General features: G+C 62.5%; 18 protein-coding genes and 1 tRNA gene. 8 read left to right on the top strand and 11 right to left on the bottom strand.

The genetic code is table 11. The features are described 5' to 3' along the window. Positions 1-109 precede the first annotated feature (109 nt). Complete coding sequence (locus tag POF53_RS16175) at positions 110-490, bottom strand: glycine zipper domain-containing protein (RefSeq protein WP_203652278.1); 381 nt, start codon at positions 488-490, stop codon at positions 110-112. Between the two features lie 74 nt (positions 491-564). Further along, positions 565-744 (bottom strand): hypothetical protein, encoded by a 180-nt coding sequence (locus POF53_RS16170; protein WP_046855050.1) that lies wholly within the window; start codon positions 742-744, stop codon positions 565-567. Between the two features lie 176 nt (positions 745-920). Between POF53_RS16170 and POF53_RS16165 the strand changes: the two genes are divergently transcribed. After that, the gene (locus POF53_RS16165; RefSeq protein WP_232855615.1) at positions 921-1271 is read left to right on the top strand and encodes a hypothetical protein; all 351 of its coding nucleotides are present in this window, start codon (positions 921-923) and stop codon (positions 1269-1271) included. Between the two features lie 195 nt (positions 1272-1466). Here the strand turns inward: POF53_RS16165 and POF53_RS16160 are convergent, their stop codons facing one another. Further along, positions 1467-2495, bottom strand: a complete 1029-nt coding sequence (locus POF53_RS16160) for a PAS domain-containing protein (RefSeq protein WP_232855614.1) — start codon at positions 2493-2495, stop codon at positions 1467-1469. 136 nt (positions 2496-2631) lie between these two features. Between POF53_RS16160 and POF53_RS16155 the strand changes: the two genes are divergently transcribed. Next, positions 2632-3453 (top strand): class I SAM-dependent methyltransferase, encoded by an 822-nt coding sequence (locus POF53_RS16155; RefSeq protein WP_232855613.1) that lies wholly within the window; start codon positions 2632-2634, stop codon positions 3451-3453. Between the two features lie 158 nt (positions 3454-3611). Here the strand turns inward: POF53_RS16155 and POF53_RS16150 are convergent, their stop codons facing one another. The 4 genes from POF53_RS16150 to POF53_RS16135 all read right to left on the bottom strand — a co-directional run bounded on the left by POF53_RS16150 (position 3612) and on the right by POF53_RS16135 (position 6757). Continuing rightward, positions 3612-4379 carry an SDR family oxidoreductase gene (locus tag POF53_RS16150; protein WP_046856224.1) on the bottom strand — a complete coding sequence of 256 codons (768 nt, stop codon included), beginning with the start codon at positions 4377-4379 and terminating at the stop codon, positions 3612-3614. A gap of 27 nt (positions 4380-4406) precedes the next feature. Next, positions 4407-5474 carry a phosphotransferase family protein gene (locus POF53_RS16145; protein WP_186715188.1) on the bottom strand — a complete coding sequence of 356 codons (1068 nt, stop codon included), beginning with the start codon at positions 5472-5474 and terminating at the stop codon, positions 4407-4409. A 197-nt stretch (positions 5475-5671) separates the two neighbouring features. Continuing rightward, positions 5672-5989, bottom strand: a complete 318-nt coding sequence (locus POF53_RS16140) for an SCP2 sterol-binding domain-containing protein (RefSeq protein WP_203652286.1) — start codon at positions 5987-5989, stop codon at positions 5672-5674. 54 nt (positions 5990-6043) lie between these two features. Then, positions 6044-6757, bottom strand: a complete 714-nt coding sequence (locus tag POF53_RS16135) for a histidine phosphatase family protein (RefSeq protein ID WP_232855612.1) — start codon at positions 6755-6757, stop codon at positions 6044-6046. 199 nt (positions 6758-6956) lie between these two features. Here POF53_RS16135 and sohB point away from each other — a divergent pair, with 199 nt between their 5' ends. The 4 genes from sohB (at position 6957) to POF53_RS16115 (ending at position 10122) form a co-directional block, all read left to right on the top strand. After that, positions 6957-7973, top strand: a complete 1017-nt coding sequence (gene sohB / locus POF53_RS16130; RefSeq protein ID WP_232855611.1) for a protease SohB — start codon at positions 6957-6959, stop codon at positions 7971-7973. A gap of 144 nt (positions 7974-8117) precedes the next feature. Next, a tRNA-Cys gene (locus tag POF53_RS16125) sits at positions 8118-8191 on the top strand. A 428-nt stretch (positions 8192-8619) separates the two neighbouring features. Beyond that, entirely contained in the window at positions 8620-9582 is a 963-nt protein-coding gene (locus POF53_RS16120) for a DUF6242 domain-containing protein (RefSeq protein ID WP_232855610.1), read from the top strand. Positions 9583-9906: 324 nt separating this feature from the next. Next, complete coding sequence (locus POF53_RS16115) at positions 9907-10122, top strand: hypothetical protein (RefSeq protein WP_028692450.1); 216 nt, start codon at positions 9907-9909, stop codon at positions 10120-10122. A gap of 68 nt (positions 10123-10190) precedes the next feature. Here the strand turns inward: POF53_RS16115 and POF53_RS16110 are convergent, their stop codons facing one another. Next, positions 10191-10397, bottom strand: a complete 207-nt coding sequence (locus tag POF53_RS16110) for a DUF6434 domain-containing protein (protein ID WP_198742680.1) — start codon at positions 10395-10397, stop codon at positions 10191-10193. Between the two features lie 91 nt (positions 10398-10488). Next, positions 10489-11382 carry a LysR family transcriptional regulator gene (locus POF53_RS16105; RefSeq protein WP_232855609.1) on the bottom strand — a complete coding sequence of 298 codons (894 nt, stop codon included), beginning with the start codon at positions 11380-11382 and terminating at the stop codon, positions 10489-10491. A 112-nt stretch (positions 11383-11494) separates the two neighbouring features. Here POF53_RS16105 and POF53_RS16100 point away from each other — a divergent pair, with 112 nt between their 5' ends. After that, positions 11495-12145, top strand: a complete 651-nt coding sequence (locus POF53_RS16100) for a DsbA family protein (RefSeq protein WP_232855608.1) — start codon at positions 11495-11497, stop codon at positions 12143-12145. Next, the gene (locus tag POF53_RS16095) at positions 12142-12534 is read left to right on the top strand and encodes a nuclear transport factor 2 family protein (RefSeq protein ID WP_232855607.1); all 393 of its coding nucleotides are present in this window, start codon (positions 12142-12144) and stop codon (positions 12532-12534) included. The genes POF53_RS16100 and POF53_RS16095 overlap by 4 nt, the downstream gene beginning before the upstream one ends. 56 nt (positions 12535-12590) lie before the next feature. Here POF53_RS16095 and POF53_RS16090 read toward each other — a convergent pair whose 3' ends face one another. Beyond that, entirely contained in the window at positions 12591-13310 is a 720-nt protein-coding gene (locus POF53_RS16090) for an META and DUF4377 domain-containing protein (protein WP_232855606.1), read from the bottom strand. A 335-nt stretch (positions 13311-13645) separates the two neighbouring features. Continuing rightward, a complete protein-coding gene (locus POF53_RS16085) occupies positions 13646-14002 on the bottom strand; it encodes a hypothetical protein (protein ID WP_203652295.1) in 357 nt (118 codons plus the stop codon). Positions 14003-14061: the final 59 nt, after the last annotated feature.

The following is a 14061-nucleotide window of genomic DNA, read 5'->3' as shown; positions in this document are numbered from 1 at the left end:
CGAACACCAGCAAAGCTGGTGCCAGGCACCGCGGTGCTTGTTTCGCGGGTAAACCCGCTCCCACAGGGGGCGTGAAGCCGCTCGTAGGGCTGGGCGATCGCCTGCAGGATCAGTGGCGATGCTTGTGCTTGCGGTTGTTGTCGCCCATGTGGTTGCCGATCGCGCCGCCCGCCGCGCCGCCCAGGCCCGCGCCGACGGTCGAGCCGGTGGAGCCGCCGAGCTTGCCGCCGATCAGCGAGCCGCCGGCCGAACCCAGGCCACCGCCGATGGCGGCTTCGGCACGGTTGCCCTTGCGTGCGCCCACCGCGCTGCCGGCCGCGCCGCCCAGGCCCGCGCCGATGGCCGCGCCGGTGCTGCCGCCGATCTGTTTGCCGACGACGTTGCCCAGGGCACCGCCCAGGCCGCCGCCGATGGCAGCGGTACCGTCACCGGCGAAGGCGCCCTGGCAGAGCAGCAGGCCGAGGGCGAGGGAAGGCAGAGTCAGACGCATGTTGTGAACCTCAGGGGAATCATCAGGGGGAGGGTGCCGCGTGGTTGGCGGCGAGTCAGGGTTTGAAAGACGCTTCAGCGGTAGTAGCGGTCACGGTACTGGCGGTCGTCATCGTCACGGTCGTGGCGATGGTGATGACGGTGGCCGCGGTCACGGTCGCGCCAGCCGTCGTCATCGTCGTGGTAGTGGTTGCTGTAGCAGCCACCGAGCAGCAGCAGGGTGGCGACCATCGAAAGGCTTGCAAGGCGTTTCATCACGTTATAGGTCCTTGATCCGCAACGGTTTACGCGGTACCTCCTGTGACCTGTGGCGATCGATTTGGTTCTTTGCCGCGCAAACTTTTATCGCGGCGGCGATGAGCGGTAGCGGCGATTCCCCGGCCGGCCCGGCAGTGCTAGAGTCTGCTTCTTTTTTGTCCCGAGGATGGAACATGCGAGCAATTCTGCCGATCACCGTGGCGCTGCTGCTGGCGGGCTGTGCATCGTCGACCATGGAAGCGGCGCGCAACGGCTCGCCCACCGCACGCCTGGATTCGCACAAGACGCCCGACCTGGTCGCCCAGTGCATCCAGTTCAGCTGGCAGGAAGAGACCACCTTCGGGGTCGATGCCAGCGGCTACCTGGAGGCGCGCAAGCAGGGTGGGTTCACGGTGTATACCCGGGAGGCGGAGTCGTTCGTCGATGTCTACGCCCAGGCGGGAGGCACGCGGGTGGACTATTACGCGCAGAAGAATGACGGCGTGGCGTTGCAGCGCCGGGCGGCGGCGGCCACCTGTCTATAACTTGAAGCCAGGCCAGTGCAGGACTAGAACAGGCAAATCGACACCCTGTGGGAGCAACTGTCTTGCTCAATTTTTGGAGTCTGGCGCGATACCTGTGGGAGCTGGCTTGCCCGCGAACACCGGCGTAGCCGGTGCCAAGCACCGCGTCGGATTCTTCGCGGGTAAACCCGCTCCCACAGGGGGGCGCTGTGATGCTTACCCTGCCGCGCGCTCGGCAGTGATGTCCTCGAACACGCTGATCAGATGCTCCGGCTGCCCGTCGGCGCGACGTTCGAGTGAGGTGCGCGCCCGTACCCAGATATAGCGCCCGTCCTTGTGGCGCACGCGCTTCTGCACCTCGTAACGCTCGATCTCGCCGGCCAGCATGCGCTGCAGCAACGCCAGGTTGCCCGGCAGGTCGTCGGGGTGGGTGATCTGCTGGAAGGTCGTGCCGTACAGTTCGTCCTCGCGGTAGCCCAGCAGCTCGCAGAAGCTGCCGTTGACCCGCTGCCAGCTGCCATCCGGGTCGATATAGGCCAGCGCGCCCCAGGCCAGTTCGAAGATGGTGCGAAAACGCGCCTCGCTCTGGCGCAGCTCTTCTTCGGCGACCTTGCGCTCGGTGTTGTCCATGCTGATGCCGACCATCTTCACCGGGCGCCCGACGCTGTCACGCAGCACCGTGGCGCGCGAGGCGATCCAGCGCTGGCCGCCATCGGGGCGAGTGATGCGAAAATCGCATTCGCAGCCGGTGCCGTCGGCCACCGCCTGGGCATACATGCCCTGCATGTGGCGGGCGTCATCGGCGTGGATGTGTTCCCAGAAGTCCTCGTTGCGGCGCAGCGGCCAGCCATACACCGCCTCGACGTTGGGCGAGTAGGTCACCTCGTCGGTGACCAGGTTCCATTCCCAGGTGACGATGCGCGCGCCTTCCTGGGCCAGCTTCATGCGCGTCTCGCTTTCCATGATCTCGGCGGTGTAGCGGCGGCGCACGTCGGTCATTGGCAGCTCGACCACCTCGGCCTGCTGCACGTTGTGCAGGGCCTCCTCGCCGTAGCGCAGCCAGATCCAGTTGACCTTGAGCAGGTCGGCCAGGCGGCGCAGGTTGTCGTAGTCGATCTCGCCGCCGCGGGTCCACTTGTGCACCGCCGTGCGCGAGATCCCCAGCGCCGTGCCCACGGCCTGCAGGGTCAGCTTGTGGTGTTCGAGCAGTTCCTTGAGGCGAAAGGCGAAGCTGTTTTCGGTCATGGGCGCTGGATCCTTGGGCGGGCACGAAGCGGGCAGTATACCCGAGCCGTCAACTTCTGGTTGACGGGGTGGTTGCCGGGTTGGCGAGGGCCGGTTAACGTGGCGCCTGACTCACTCAGGACAGGGAAGCACCGCTATGAGCCGATCACTGGAACTCAATCGCGCCAGTTGGGACGAGCGCGCACCCTTGCACGCTGCCTCCGGGGACTACGAGGTCGAGCGCTTCGTCGCCGAGCCCGGGCACCTGTCCGAGGTGGTGCGCTTCGACCTGCCACGCCTGGGCGATATCCACGGCCTGCGCGCGGTGCATCTGCAATGCCATATCGGCACCGACACCCTGTCGCTGGCGCGCCTGGGCGCCGAGGTCTGCGGCCTGGATTTCTCTGCGGCGTCCCTGGCCCAGGCGCGCCAGCTGGCCGAGCGTTGTGGGGCGGGCATCGCCTATGTCGAATCGGACGTCTATCAGGCCGCGCAGGTATTGCCGGCGGGAGCTTTCGACCTGGTCTACACCGGCATCGGCGCGCTGTGCTGGCTGCCGAGCATCGAGCGCTGGGCGCAGACCGTGGCGACGTTGCTCAAGCCGGGCGGGCGGTTGTTCCTGCGCGACGGCCACCCGATGCTGATGGCCGTGAACGAGGACCATCAGGACTGCCTGCAACTGGAGTACCCGTACTTCGAGCGCGAGGCGCCGACGGTGTGGCACAGTGACGAGACTTATGTCGAAACCGACCAGGCACTGACCCAGACCGAAACCCATGAGTGGAACCATGGCCTGGGCGAGGTGATCACCGCGCTGCTGAACAACGGCCTGCGCATCACTGGCCTGGAGGAGCACCAGAGCATCCCCTGGGAAGCGCTGCCGGGGCAGATGACGCTGGGCGATGACGGCGAGTGGCGCCTGAACGAGGCGCCGTGGCGGTTGCCGCTGAGCTATACGTTGCAGGCGATCAAGGGATAGATCCGCGGGTTGCGCCATCCCTGTAGGAGCGGCCTTGTGCCGCGAAAGGGCTGCAAAGCAGCCCCGCGATCTTTGCATCAGCGCTGAAATCCTGGGGCTGCTGCGCAGCCCTTTCGCGGCACAAGGCCGCTCCTACACAGGGCGTGCGTGGATCCGGATCAGGACAGGAACCCACCATCGACATTGAGCGCGGTGCCGGTGGTATAGCTGGAGGCATCGCTGGCCAGGTACAGCACCGCGCCGGCCATCTCGCTCGGGTCGGCCACGCGCTTGAGCGGGATCTGTTGCAGCGCGGCGTTGCGGATGCTGTCGTTCTTCACCAGCGCCGAGGCGAACTTGGTGTCGGTCAGCCCCGGCAGCAGGGCGTTGCAGCGGATGCCGAACTGCGCGCACTCCTTGGCGAAGACCTTGGTCATGTTGATCACCGCCGCCTTGGTCACCGAGTAGATGCCCTGGAACAGCCCGGGCGAGACACCATTGATCGAGGCCACGTTGATGATGCTGCCGCCGCCGTGCTCGCGCATCAGCTTGCCGGCCTCCACCGACATGAAGAAGTAGCCGCGGATGTTGACGTCGACGGTCTTCTGGAACGCCCCCAGGTCGGTGTCCAGGACATTGCAGAACTGCGGGTTGGTGGCGGCGTTGTTGACCAGGATATCGAGACGGCCGAACTGCTCGCGGATGCCGGCGAACACCTGCTGGATCTGCTCCATCTCGCCGATGTGGCAGGCCACCGCGGTGGCCTTGCCGCCGGCGGCGACGATCGCTTCGGCCACCTGCTGGCAGCCGTCGAGCTTGCGGCTGGAGACGATCACATGGGCGCCCTGCTGGGCCAGCAGGTGGGCGATGGCTTCGCCGATGCCGCGGCTGGCGCCGGAAACGAAGGCGATCTTGCCGTCGAGGTCGAACAGGTGGGTCTTGGACATGCGCGTATTCCTTGTTGTCTGCCGAAGTTACAGGCTGGATTTGCCGATCAGTTGCAGGCTCATCTGCTCCAGCAGCCGGTTCATGTGGATGAACTGGGCGAAGCGCTTGTCCTGGGTCTGGCCGTGGAAGAAGCGGTAGTAGATCTGCTGGACGATGCCGGCCAGGCGGAACAGGCCGTAGCAATAATAGAAGTCGAAGTTGTCGATGCGGATGCCGGCGCGCTCGGCGTAGTAGTCGACGAACTGCTGGCGAGTAAGCATGCCGGGGGCGTTGCTCGGCTGGCGGCGCATCAGTTGCACCGGCGCCGGGTCGCCGGCCTCGATCCAGTAGGCCAGGCTGTTGCCCAGGTCCATCAGCGGGTCGCCGATGGTGGCCATCTCCCAGTCCAGCACGCCGATGATGCGCATCGGGTTGGCGCTGTCGAGGATGACGTTGTCGAAGCGGTAATCGTTGTGCACGATGCCCGGGCGCGGATGGTCGGCGGGCATCTTCTCGCGCAGCCAGGCGATCACCTGCTCCCAGCGCGGCGCGTCGGGGGTCAGGGCTTTTTCGTAGCGGCTGGCCCAGCCTTCGACCTGGCGCTGCACATAGCCTTCCGGCTTGCCCAGGTCGGCCAGGCCGCAGGCCTGGTAGTCCACCTGGTGCAGCTCGACCAGGCGGTCGATGAAACTCTTGCACAGGGCTTCGGTGCGGCCGGCGTCCAGGTCCAGTTCGGCGGGGATGTCCGAGCGCAGGATGATGCCGTTGACCCGTTCCATTACATAGAACTCGCCGCCGATCAGCGACTCGTCGGTGCAGTGCACGTAGGCCTTGGGGCAATAGGGGAAGCCAGCGTTGAGCTGGTTGAGGATGCGAAACTCACGGCCCATGTCGTGGGCCGACTTGGCCTTGTGGCCGAATGGCGGGCGGCGCAGCACGAACTCCCGGTCCGGATAGCTGACCAGGTAGGTCAGGTTGGAGGCGCCGCCGGGGAACTGGCTGATGCTCGGCGTGCCCGCGAGGCCGGGAATGTGATCCTTGAGGTACGGATCGATGACGGCCGCGTCGAGTTCTTCGCCGGGGCGTACCTGGGTGGACTGGTCGGTGAGCGTCATGCGATTTCCTTATGATCAGTAGCAAGGACTATTGGCTAATCTAATTTCCTGTCAAAGCTGGTACAAGCGTGCCAGACGTTTATTGGCCTGGGTGTTGCCGGGCGATCAATGGCCCTGATGGGCGGGCCTTGCAGCGGGCAAAAAAAAACCGAAGCCCGTCAGGCTTCGGTTTTTTCATTGGCGATTCGCCGCGCCGATCAGGACGGGAACAGCTCGCTGAGCTTCATCGACAGCATCATGTCGCCTTCGACGCGCAGCTTGCCGCCCATGAAGGCCTGCATGCCGTCGGTGTCACCGCTGACGATGCCCTTGAGGGTTTCGCTGTCCATCACCAGGGTGCAGTTGGCATCGGCGTTCTCGCCTTCCTGGATCTCGCAGGTGCCGTCCTTGACCAGCAGGGCGTAGTGCTTGTCTTCGTCGGTGATGTTGAAGCCGAACACCAGGTCCAGGCCGGCGGCAGCGGATGGGTTGAATTTTGCCTTCATCGCCTCGACGGCTTTAGCTACATCGCTCATGGTGTATTCCTTGTTAAGTGATATTCGCGTCCGCAGGGACACAACAGACCGGGCTCATCGGTAGGTGACGAGCTCCGGCAACCGCAACAGCCGCACATGGGCTTGGCTGTTGAAGGAAGCCAGGGTGACGTCGCGGCCACGGAACTTCAGGTGGCTGAGCGACGTGTTGATGATCTGCCAGTTCAGGGTGAACGCCTGAGCCGGCGTGATTCCGCTTACCAGGTGCAGCAGGGCGGCGATGGTGCCGCCGGAGGTGAACAGGGCGATGTTGTCGCCGCTGGCCGCGCTGTCGAGCAGGCGCCGCAGGCCATCGCCGACCCGGCCGGTGAAGGCCTGCCAGGTTTCCAGGTGTTCGTCGTGGGCATGTTCGCCGTCGTGCCAGCGCTGCACCATCAGGGCGAACAGGCGCTGGAACTCGCCGCGGTGCTGGGCGCCGTTGCGCAGCACATGCAGGGCCTCGGGCTCTTCGGGCAGCAGGGCCGGGAGCAGGGCGCGGATCACGCCGTCGGCGTCGAACTCATTGAAGGCCGCGTCGGTCTCTATGGCCGGGGCTGCTTCGCCATGGGCCTGCAGCGCGTCGAGGGCCAGGCGGGCGGTGTCCTGCTGGCGCCGCAGGGTGCCGGCCACGCAACGGTCCAGGCGCAGGCCCAATTGGGCGAAGTGCTCGCCCAGTGCCTGGCTCTGACGCTCGCCGACCGGCGAGAGCACGTCGTAGTCGGCGGCACCAAAGGAGGCTTGCCCATGTCGGATCAGGTAGAGATTGCCCACGTTGAAGTCCGGCCCGGTTGGAGGTTGCTGCGAGGTTAGGTTGCCCCAGGCGGGCTGTCAACGAAAAAACATACAAGCGTTTGAAAAGGTCGTTTGAACTGTGTTGCCAGCATTTTCACCGGCTGGCAGCGGCCCTGGCGCCCCGGTATGCTTGCATCCAGTTCGCGCCGTTGCGGCGCTGGTTTATCAAGGAGTCAATGTGGAGTTTCTTGCCGAATACGCAAGCTTTCTCGCCAAAACCGCCACCCTGGTGATCGCCATCCTGGTGGTGCTGTCGGCCATCGCCGGCCTGCGTGGCAAAGGGCGGCGCAAGCCGGGCGGGCAATTGCAGGTTACCCGTCTCAACGAGTTCTACAAGGAGCTGCGCGAGCGCCTTGAGTCGGGCCTGCTCGACAAGGCCCAACTCAAGGCCCTGCGCAAGCAGCAGGCCAAGGCGGAAAAACAGCAGAAGAAAAAGCCCGAGGACAAGCGCCGGGTGTTCGTCCTCGACTTCGACGGCGACATCAAGGCCTCGGCCACCGAGAGCCTGCGCAACGAGATCACCGCACTACTGACCCTGGCCACCCCGCGTGACGAGGTGGTGCTGCGTCTGGAGAGCGGCGGCGGTATGGTGCACAGCTACGGCCTGGCGGCTTCGCAACTGGCGCGCATCCGCGAGGCCGGTATCCCGCTGACCATCTGCATCGACAAGGTTGCCGCCAGCGGCGGCTACATGATGGCCTGCATCGGCGAGAAGATCGTCAGTGCGCCGTTCGCGGTGCTGGGCTCGATCGGCGTGGTGGCGCAGATGCCCAACGTCAACCGCCTGCTGAAAAAGCACGACATCGATTTCGAGGTTCTGACCGCCGGCGAATACAAGCGCACCCTGACCGTGTTCGGCGAGAACACCGACAAGGGCCGGGAGAAGTTCCAGGAAGACCTGGACATCACCCACCAGCTGTTCAAGGACTTCGTCGCCCGCTACCGCCCGCAGCTTCATATAGACGAGGTGGCCACTGGCGAAGTCTGGCTGGGCATCGCCGCGCTCAATCGCCAGTTGGTCGACGAACTGGGCACCAGCGACGAGTACCTGAGCCGCAGCGCCCGCGAGGCCAATGTGTTCCACCTGCGCTTCGCCGAGCGCAAGAGCCTGCAGGAGCGTATCGGCGTGGCCGCCAGCGGGGCAGTGGAGAACACCCTGGTCGGTTTGTGGAGCAAACTCGGGCGTCTGCGCTAACACCTTGAACCCCTTGAAGATTTTTTTCTTCAAGGGGGTTGCAAGGTGCATCGAATGCCGACATAATGGCGTCCATCGAAACGCAGCTGACTTGAAAAAGCCCAGCGGTTTCAAGGAGATAGCGAAAGCTGACTCCGACTTTGAGGCCGAGTAGCAAAGTGGTTATGCTCCGGATTGCAAATCCGTCTACGCCGGTTCGATTCCGACCTCGGCCTCCACCATTCGAAACCCCGCAGATCTAGGTCTGCGGGGTTTTTCTTTGTGCGCAGAAAATGCCAAGAGTTCCGAAACAAAAGGCATGGAGTTCCGAAACTTCAACCCTTCGAGGGCTTGGCGATCGCACCGACTCGACGGTAAACGCGCTCGGTGATTCCCTCTTTCCGGTACACCGGAGCATGTCGATCAGCGAATCCACTCATGCGCGGTGGATGCGTCGAAGTTCACTGAATAAAAACCTCAAAATACTGGTTGAATATACAGTATTCGTGTGGCATAATTTCCTACATCAGCGACAGGTCTGAGGTTGGTGAAACCTCATCACCCCTGATCTTCGCCAGAGGACCTCGAGTCTCGAACCATCGCCCATGAGCGCCATACGCCCAATACAGAGGCCTGAACTTAAATCAGCTCAGTAACGGAGTTTAAAATGGATAACGCAAACTCGGCGTCTCAAACCCTGCAAGATCTTTGGACTCAAGTAGACCCGGTGGAGAACACCGGCATGCTTAGGCGCGTGGTTTTTGCGCAAGGCAAGTTTTATGCGGCTGGTGGCAACGGTCTTCCCACAACCACTCAGCTCATCAGCGGAGACGCAACTGGTACAGCGTGGACCAAGCTCAAGGGCGCCGTCACCTCTGATAGCGGAAAGGTCCTCAACGAGCTGTACTGGAACGGTCTTGGGACAACGCTTCAAGGCCTTTCTCAATCCGGCAATGTGGTCCACGGCAGCATTGCACGCCCTTTAAATGATTGGACAGACCTTACGGCAGCTGCTCGCGCGTATGTAGACTTGCATGGCATTGTGTATTATCAGCCAATTTACGGCGACATCGCGACCTGGATACTGGTTGGGTCTAACGGTAAAGTCTTTTCCCGTTATGAGGATTGGTCAGGCACGGTGGAGCGCACTACGACCTTCACTTCTAGCGAGACTGTGCACTGCGTCAACGTCATTGGCGTTTTTGTGTTGATTGCGGGATCGAATGGGAAGCTGCTTAGCGCTGTGAAGATGCCAACGGGTAATCCGCAATCATTCGCGACCAGAACCAGCACCTTCGGCACTAGCACCATCCTTTCCATGAAGCTTTGCAACGGGAAAATGTTTATCGTTGGTGCGGATGGCAAGATGGCATATTCATCCGATGGGCTTAGCTGGACTGCTGTTGAAGATACCAGTTTCGGTGGAACCATCATCCGCGACATTGCTTACGGTAATGGCAAGTATGTAGCTGTCGGCGACGGCGGCAAGACAGCCGTTTCCGAGGATGGGATCGGCTGGGTTCAGCAAGCCAACACTTTCGCAGGAACCGATATCCGGAGCGTCGCCTACGGCAACGGCAATTTTGTAGCTGTTGGTGCAGCCGGCAAGATTGCTTACTGGACTCCATGATCTTCTATCTCCTTGCGTAATGGAGCCCAGCCGTCGCGCTGGGCTTTTTCATTTCTGATTCAGGCTCGCCACAGCCAGGGTGGCCCTTCGGGGGATGCCTGGACGTGCGGCGAGACTGGTTCAGTTGGGTGCCAGCGCTGCAAGCCCATTGGCGGACAAGCTGGAAGATTGGCAAAACCCCGCAGATCTGTGGCTGCGGTTTTTTAATGCCTGCGAATTGTTCGTCGCCCCGCCATCTGGGACAATCGTGGGCCACGAAGGAAAGTGTGCGACCGCCGGTAGATCCGCTGTGAGCTTCTACTGGTTATTCAAGGATGAAACGCAATGAAAAAGCTCAAAGAACTGGACGCCGCAGCCACCCGTTACCTGAGCAGGTACTCCCGCAAGCAGTTTTTCTCGATTTTCGTTGTGATTACGGCGATCAACTATTGGTGCGCCTACAACGTAGAGGGATACAAATCGATCTGGCTGGCAATGATCGGCGGCTGGTTCTTCGGTATGACCTTCGCGCCGTTCCACGCTAAAAAAGGCCAATCCTGAAGGCGGCTACCGGGTAGCATCCGGGGTGGGGGTACGGGCGGCCAGCGTGGGACAGCAAGCGGCCTGGATCAGCCGCGTCTGCGCAGCCATTCATCCGCAACTTCCCCCATGGTGGCAGGCGCTGCGCTCTTGATCCAGGCCATGAAGGCGCGGTCGAACTTGAAGGCCTCGCCACATTCACCGACCAGGAACCGCCGGACCTTCTGTGTGTTCCGGTAGTGCCGGTCCAGTGGGGTGGCGCGGGTGATCGGTCCAGCATGCCAGTCGAAGCTCATCTTCATTCCCTTGGATGGCTGTGATCCCAGGAGCGTAGCATTGTCGGCGGCTGCGCGGGCGTGCCCTGACCTGATGGTCTGTGCCGTCTCATTAAGCCAGGCGGCTTGCCAGAAGCTCGATGAATGCACGCACCTTGACCGGTCGAAAGCGAGCCGTCGGGAAGACCGCATGGATCTCGCCTCGGGGCAGCGACCATTGCGGCAGGACCTCGATCAGCCGGCCTGCTTGCAGGTCTGGTTCCGCCACATAGTCCGGAAGGACCGATAGCCCGGCCCCGAGCAGCGTGGCTTCGCGCACCGCCAAGGTGGCGTTGAGCGACAGGCTGGCTTTCATCTCCACTGTTTCGCGCTGCGTGGCGTCCTTGGCAAATACCCACCGGGTCGGTTCTCGCAGCGCCAGGTTCGCCACGATCGGCAACTCGGCCACCTCCGCTGGGGCCTGCAGTTTGTCCGCTCGCGCTTGCCACTGAGGGCCGGCCACCAACCGTTGCGCAAACTCGCCGATTCGCCGGGCCTGCAGATGTTGCTCGGTAATCCAGCCAACGCGAATGGAAAGGTCCAGATCGTTGGCGCCCAGGTCCAGGGTCTGGTCGCTGAAGTGTGCCTCGACCTTGCACTGCGGATATCGCTGCGAGAATGCGGTGATGGCCGGCACCACGACACCGATGCCGTAATCGAAAGGGGCGGTCAGGCGTAGGGTGCCCGTCGGCTCGCTGGCCGCTTCGGACAATTCCTCGAAAGCCTCTTCAGCTTCTTTGAGGATCAATGCACAGCGGTGATAGAACTGTTGGCCCGCCTCGGTGGTGCGGACTTTGCGCGTGCTGCGAACCAGCAGTGTGGTACGACAGTCGCTTTCCAGCCGCGCTACCTGTTGGCTGACCACGGCCTTGGTGATGCCGAGGCGCTCTGCTGCTGCGGTGAAGGAGCCGGTTTCGACCACTGCGGTGAAGTACGCAAGCCTGTTCAGGCTGGAAGCGCCGGTCATTGATATATCCTTTAATGTATGTTTGTAGCATACAGTGTGTTTATTTCGTATGCGTTTAAATGTCAATTCGCTCGCTATAAGATTCGAGGCATTCCATTCAAGGCGTTTCACCATGAACAAGACCCTGGTTTACCTCTTCGACCCACTGTGCGGCTGGTGCTACGGTGCAGGAGGACCGCTGCCTCGGGTTCTCGAATCCACGGGCCTCGCGTTGCGCCTGATACCGACGGGGCTGTTTTCCGGCAGCGGTGCTCGCGCCATGGATGATGACTTTGCGGCCTACGCCTGGAGCAACGACCAACGCATCGAGCGGCTGACCGGGCAGGTCTTCAGTGAGCGCTATCGCGACCAGGTACTCGCCGACCGCCTTCAGGCGTTCGACAGTGGTCCGTCTACCCTGGCGCTCAGCGCAGTGAACCTGACTGCGCCTGAGCGCGAGTTCGAAGCGCTCAAGGCGATTCAGGCGGCGCGCTATGTCGATGGCCTGGATGTGACTCGACTGGAGACGTTGGCAGCTGTGCTGGCGAACCTGGGCTTGAATGCCGCCGCCGAGCGGCTGACGCGCCCGGATTCGGCTTTGCTGCAGGCTAATGACGATCGTGTGGGGCAGGGGCGTGCCTTGCTGGGTCGCGTGGGCGGCCGAGGCGTCCCGACATTTGTCCTGCAAGAAGCGGACGATGCCCTGCAGTTGTTACCTGCCAGCGCTATCTTTTCAGATCTTCAGGCCTTCATTCGCGAGCTGAACGTGGGGGTAAAGCCATGAGCAAGAGCAACCTGGACATCATCCGAGCCTCGTACGAAGGCTCAGCCGAACAGAATGGCCAGAACCTGCTGGCGGCGCTGGCAGCGGACGTGACCTGGACCGAGGCGGCCGGTTTCCCTTATGCCGGTACCTATGTCGGCCCCCGGGCGATCATGGAGGGTGTGTTCCATCGCCTGGCCACCGAATGGGATGGCTACCAGGCCAAGGTGCATACCTATGTGGCCGAGGACGACCGAGTTGCCGCCTTTGGCGTTTACTCGGGGACCTATCGCAAGACCGGGAAGGCGATGACGGCTACCTTTGCCCACCTGTACCGGCTGAACAACGGCAAGATCGTCAGCATGGAGCAATACGTCGACAGTGCGCAGGTCAACGCGGCGCTCACCTGAGGTCGCTGTCGGTTCCAGGCGCAGGCCGCTGCAGGGCGGCCTGCGCCGACTGGCAATTACTTGCCCGAAGCGTCCTGCTCGACCACCAGGTCCAGCACATAGACCTGCGACGGGGCGTCGGCCGGCGGGTTCTTCCATTCGTATTGCTTCACGCGCAGCACGGTGCGCACGCCGTCACGGTGCTCGAAGCCCTCGATGGACTGGTACAGCGGGTGCCAGCTGTCCTGGGTCGCCAACTGCAGGCCGGCGTCGTCATAGCGACGCTCGCGCACTTGCAGGCACTGGTAGTTGGGGATCAGTGGATGGCTGCACTTGACGGTCTTGGCGGCCACTTCCAGGAACTTGATCTCGCCCTTGCTGCCGTAGCGGGTCTCCGGGGTGGCTTCACCCTGGAACTTCAGCACAGAGCCGTCCTGGGTGGTCAGTTGCAGCATCGGCTCCCCGGCATCGTCGGATAGGGTGGTACGCAGGTCGCCCTTGAACAGGCGCCCGACCTGGGCGTCCAGTTCCATCAGGGGCTTGTCGCAGGCCTTCAGGGTCGAGGCCAGTGATTGCACCTTCAGTACGCCGTCCTGGTAGGAATAGCCGCCGAACTGGTTGTTGCAGCCGCCGCTGATGTTCAGCTTGCGTTCGGCGAAGTTCAACCGCAGTTTGCCCTCGATGCCTGGGGCCATGGCGGTGATGGGCTTGCCCGACGCATCGTTGGCCGCTACCAGGTTCCAGTAGTAGGCCGAGAGGTTGGGCTGGGTGGCGCTGGATGCGGCAGTGGCGGGCATGGAAGGCGTCCCTTCATGGGAGGTGGAAGCCGGGGCACATGCCTGGAGCAGGGCGGCGCAGACGGCAACGAGGAGAATGTTCTGTTTCATGGTTCGCTCTTTCAGCCTTGAAAAATGAGGGCGGCATCCTCGACAGGTGGGATGCGCGCGCCGGTAAACCGGGATATCGAGGCCGTTTCAGGATCGCTTCGCGATGTGGACCTTGCCACGTCTGTGAGCGCTATCGGACGGCCTCGGCAGTAACCGATGGCAATGGGACAGCATCAATCCCATTGAGTTTCATCGACGGGGTGGCCGGCAAGTGTTGCCAGATTTTGCAGCACAGCCAGCGCCCTCTAGACCTGCGGACCTTTGCAGGGGTATCCACTCATTTTCGCGGCCTGCAGCGCCCGCTCGCTGGTCAAGGGCTTGAGTGCTCCCGCAGCGTAGCCGTTCTTGATGTAAAGAAAATAGTTGCCCTTCAGATCGTGGAAGATCCGGTACACATCGGCAGCTCTATGGGGGGTTGGCAGCGTGACGTTGTCGACCACCAGTTCATAGCCGTCGATACCCAGGTTGCCCAGCCTGGTCGTGAAGTCTGCTTCGAAGGCTGCGCGCCAGCGATTGCGCTCGAAGGTGCATGCCCAGAAGAGGGCGATCAGTAGCAATAGCCCCGCGCACAGGAAGGCTATGTCGGTGAGCAGTTTCAGCATGTCGTTCCTTTGACCTGTGGTCCTTCAATACCGGCTGGATGCCACTTTACCAAGTCGCA

The sequence above is a fragment of the Mitsuaria sp. RG genome (assembly GCF_028369275.1).
Lineage (GTDB): Bacteria > Pseudomonadota > Gammaproteobacteria > Pseudomonadales > Pseudomonadaceae > Aquipseudomonas > Aquipseudomonas peradeniyensis.
This window is presented reverse-complemented; position numbering and strand designations above follow the sequence as displayed.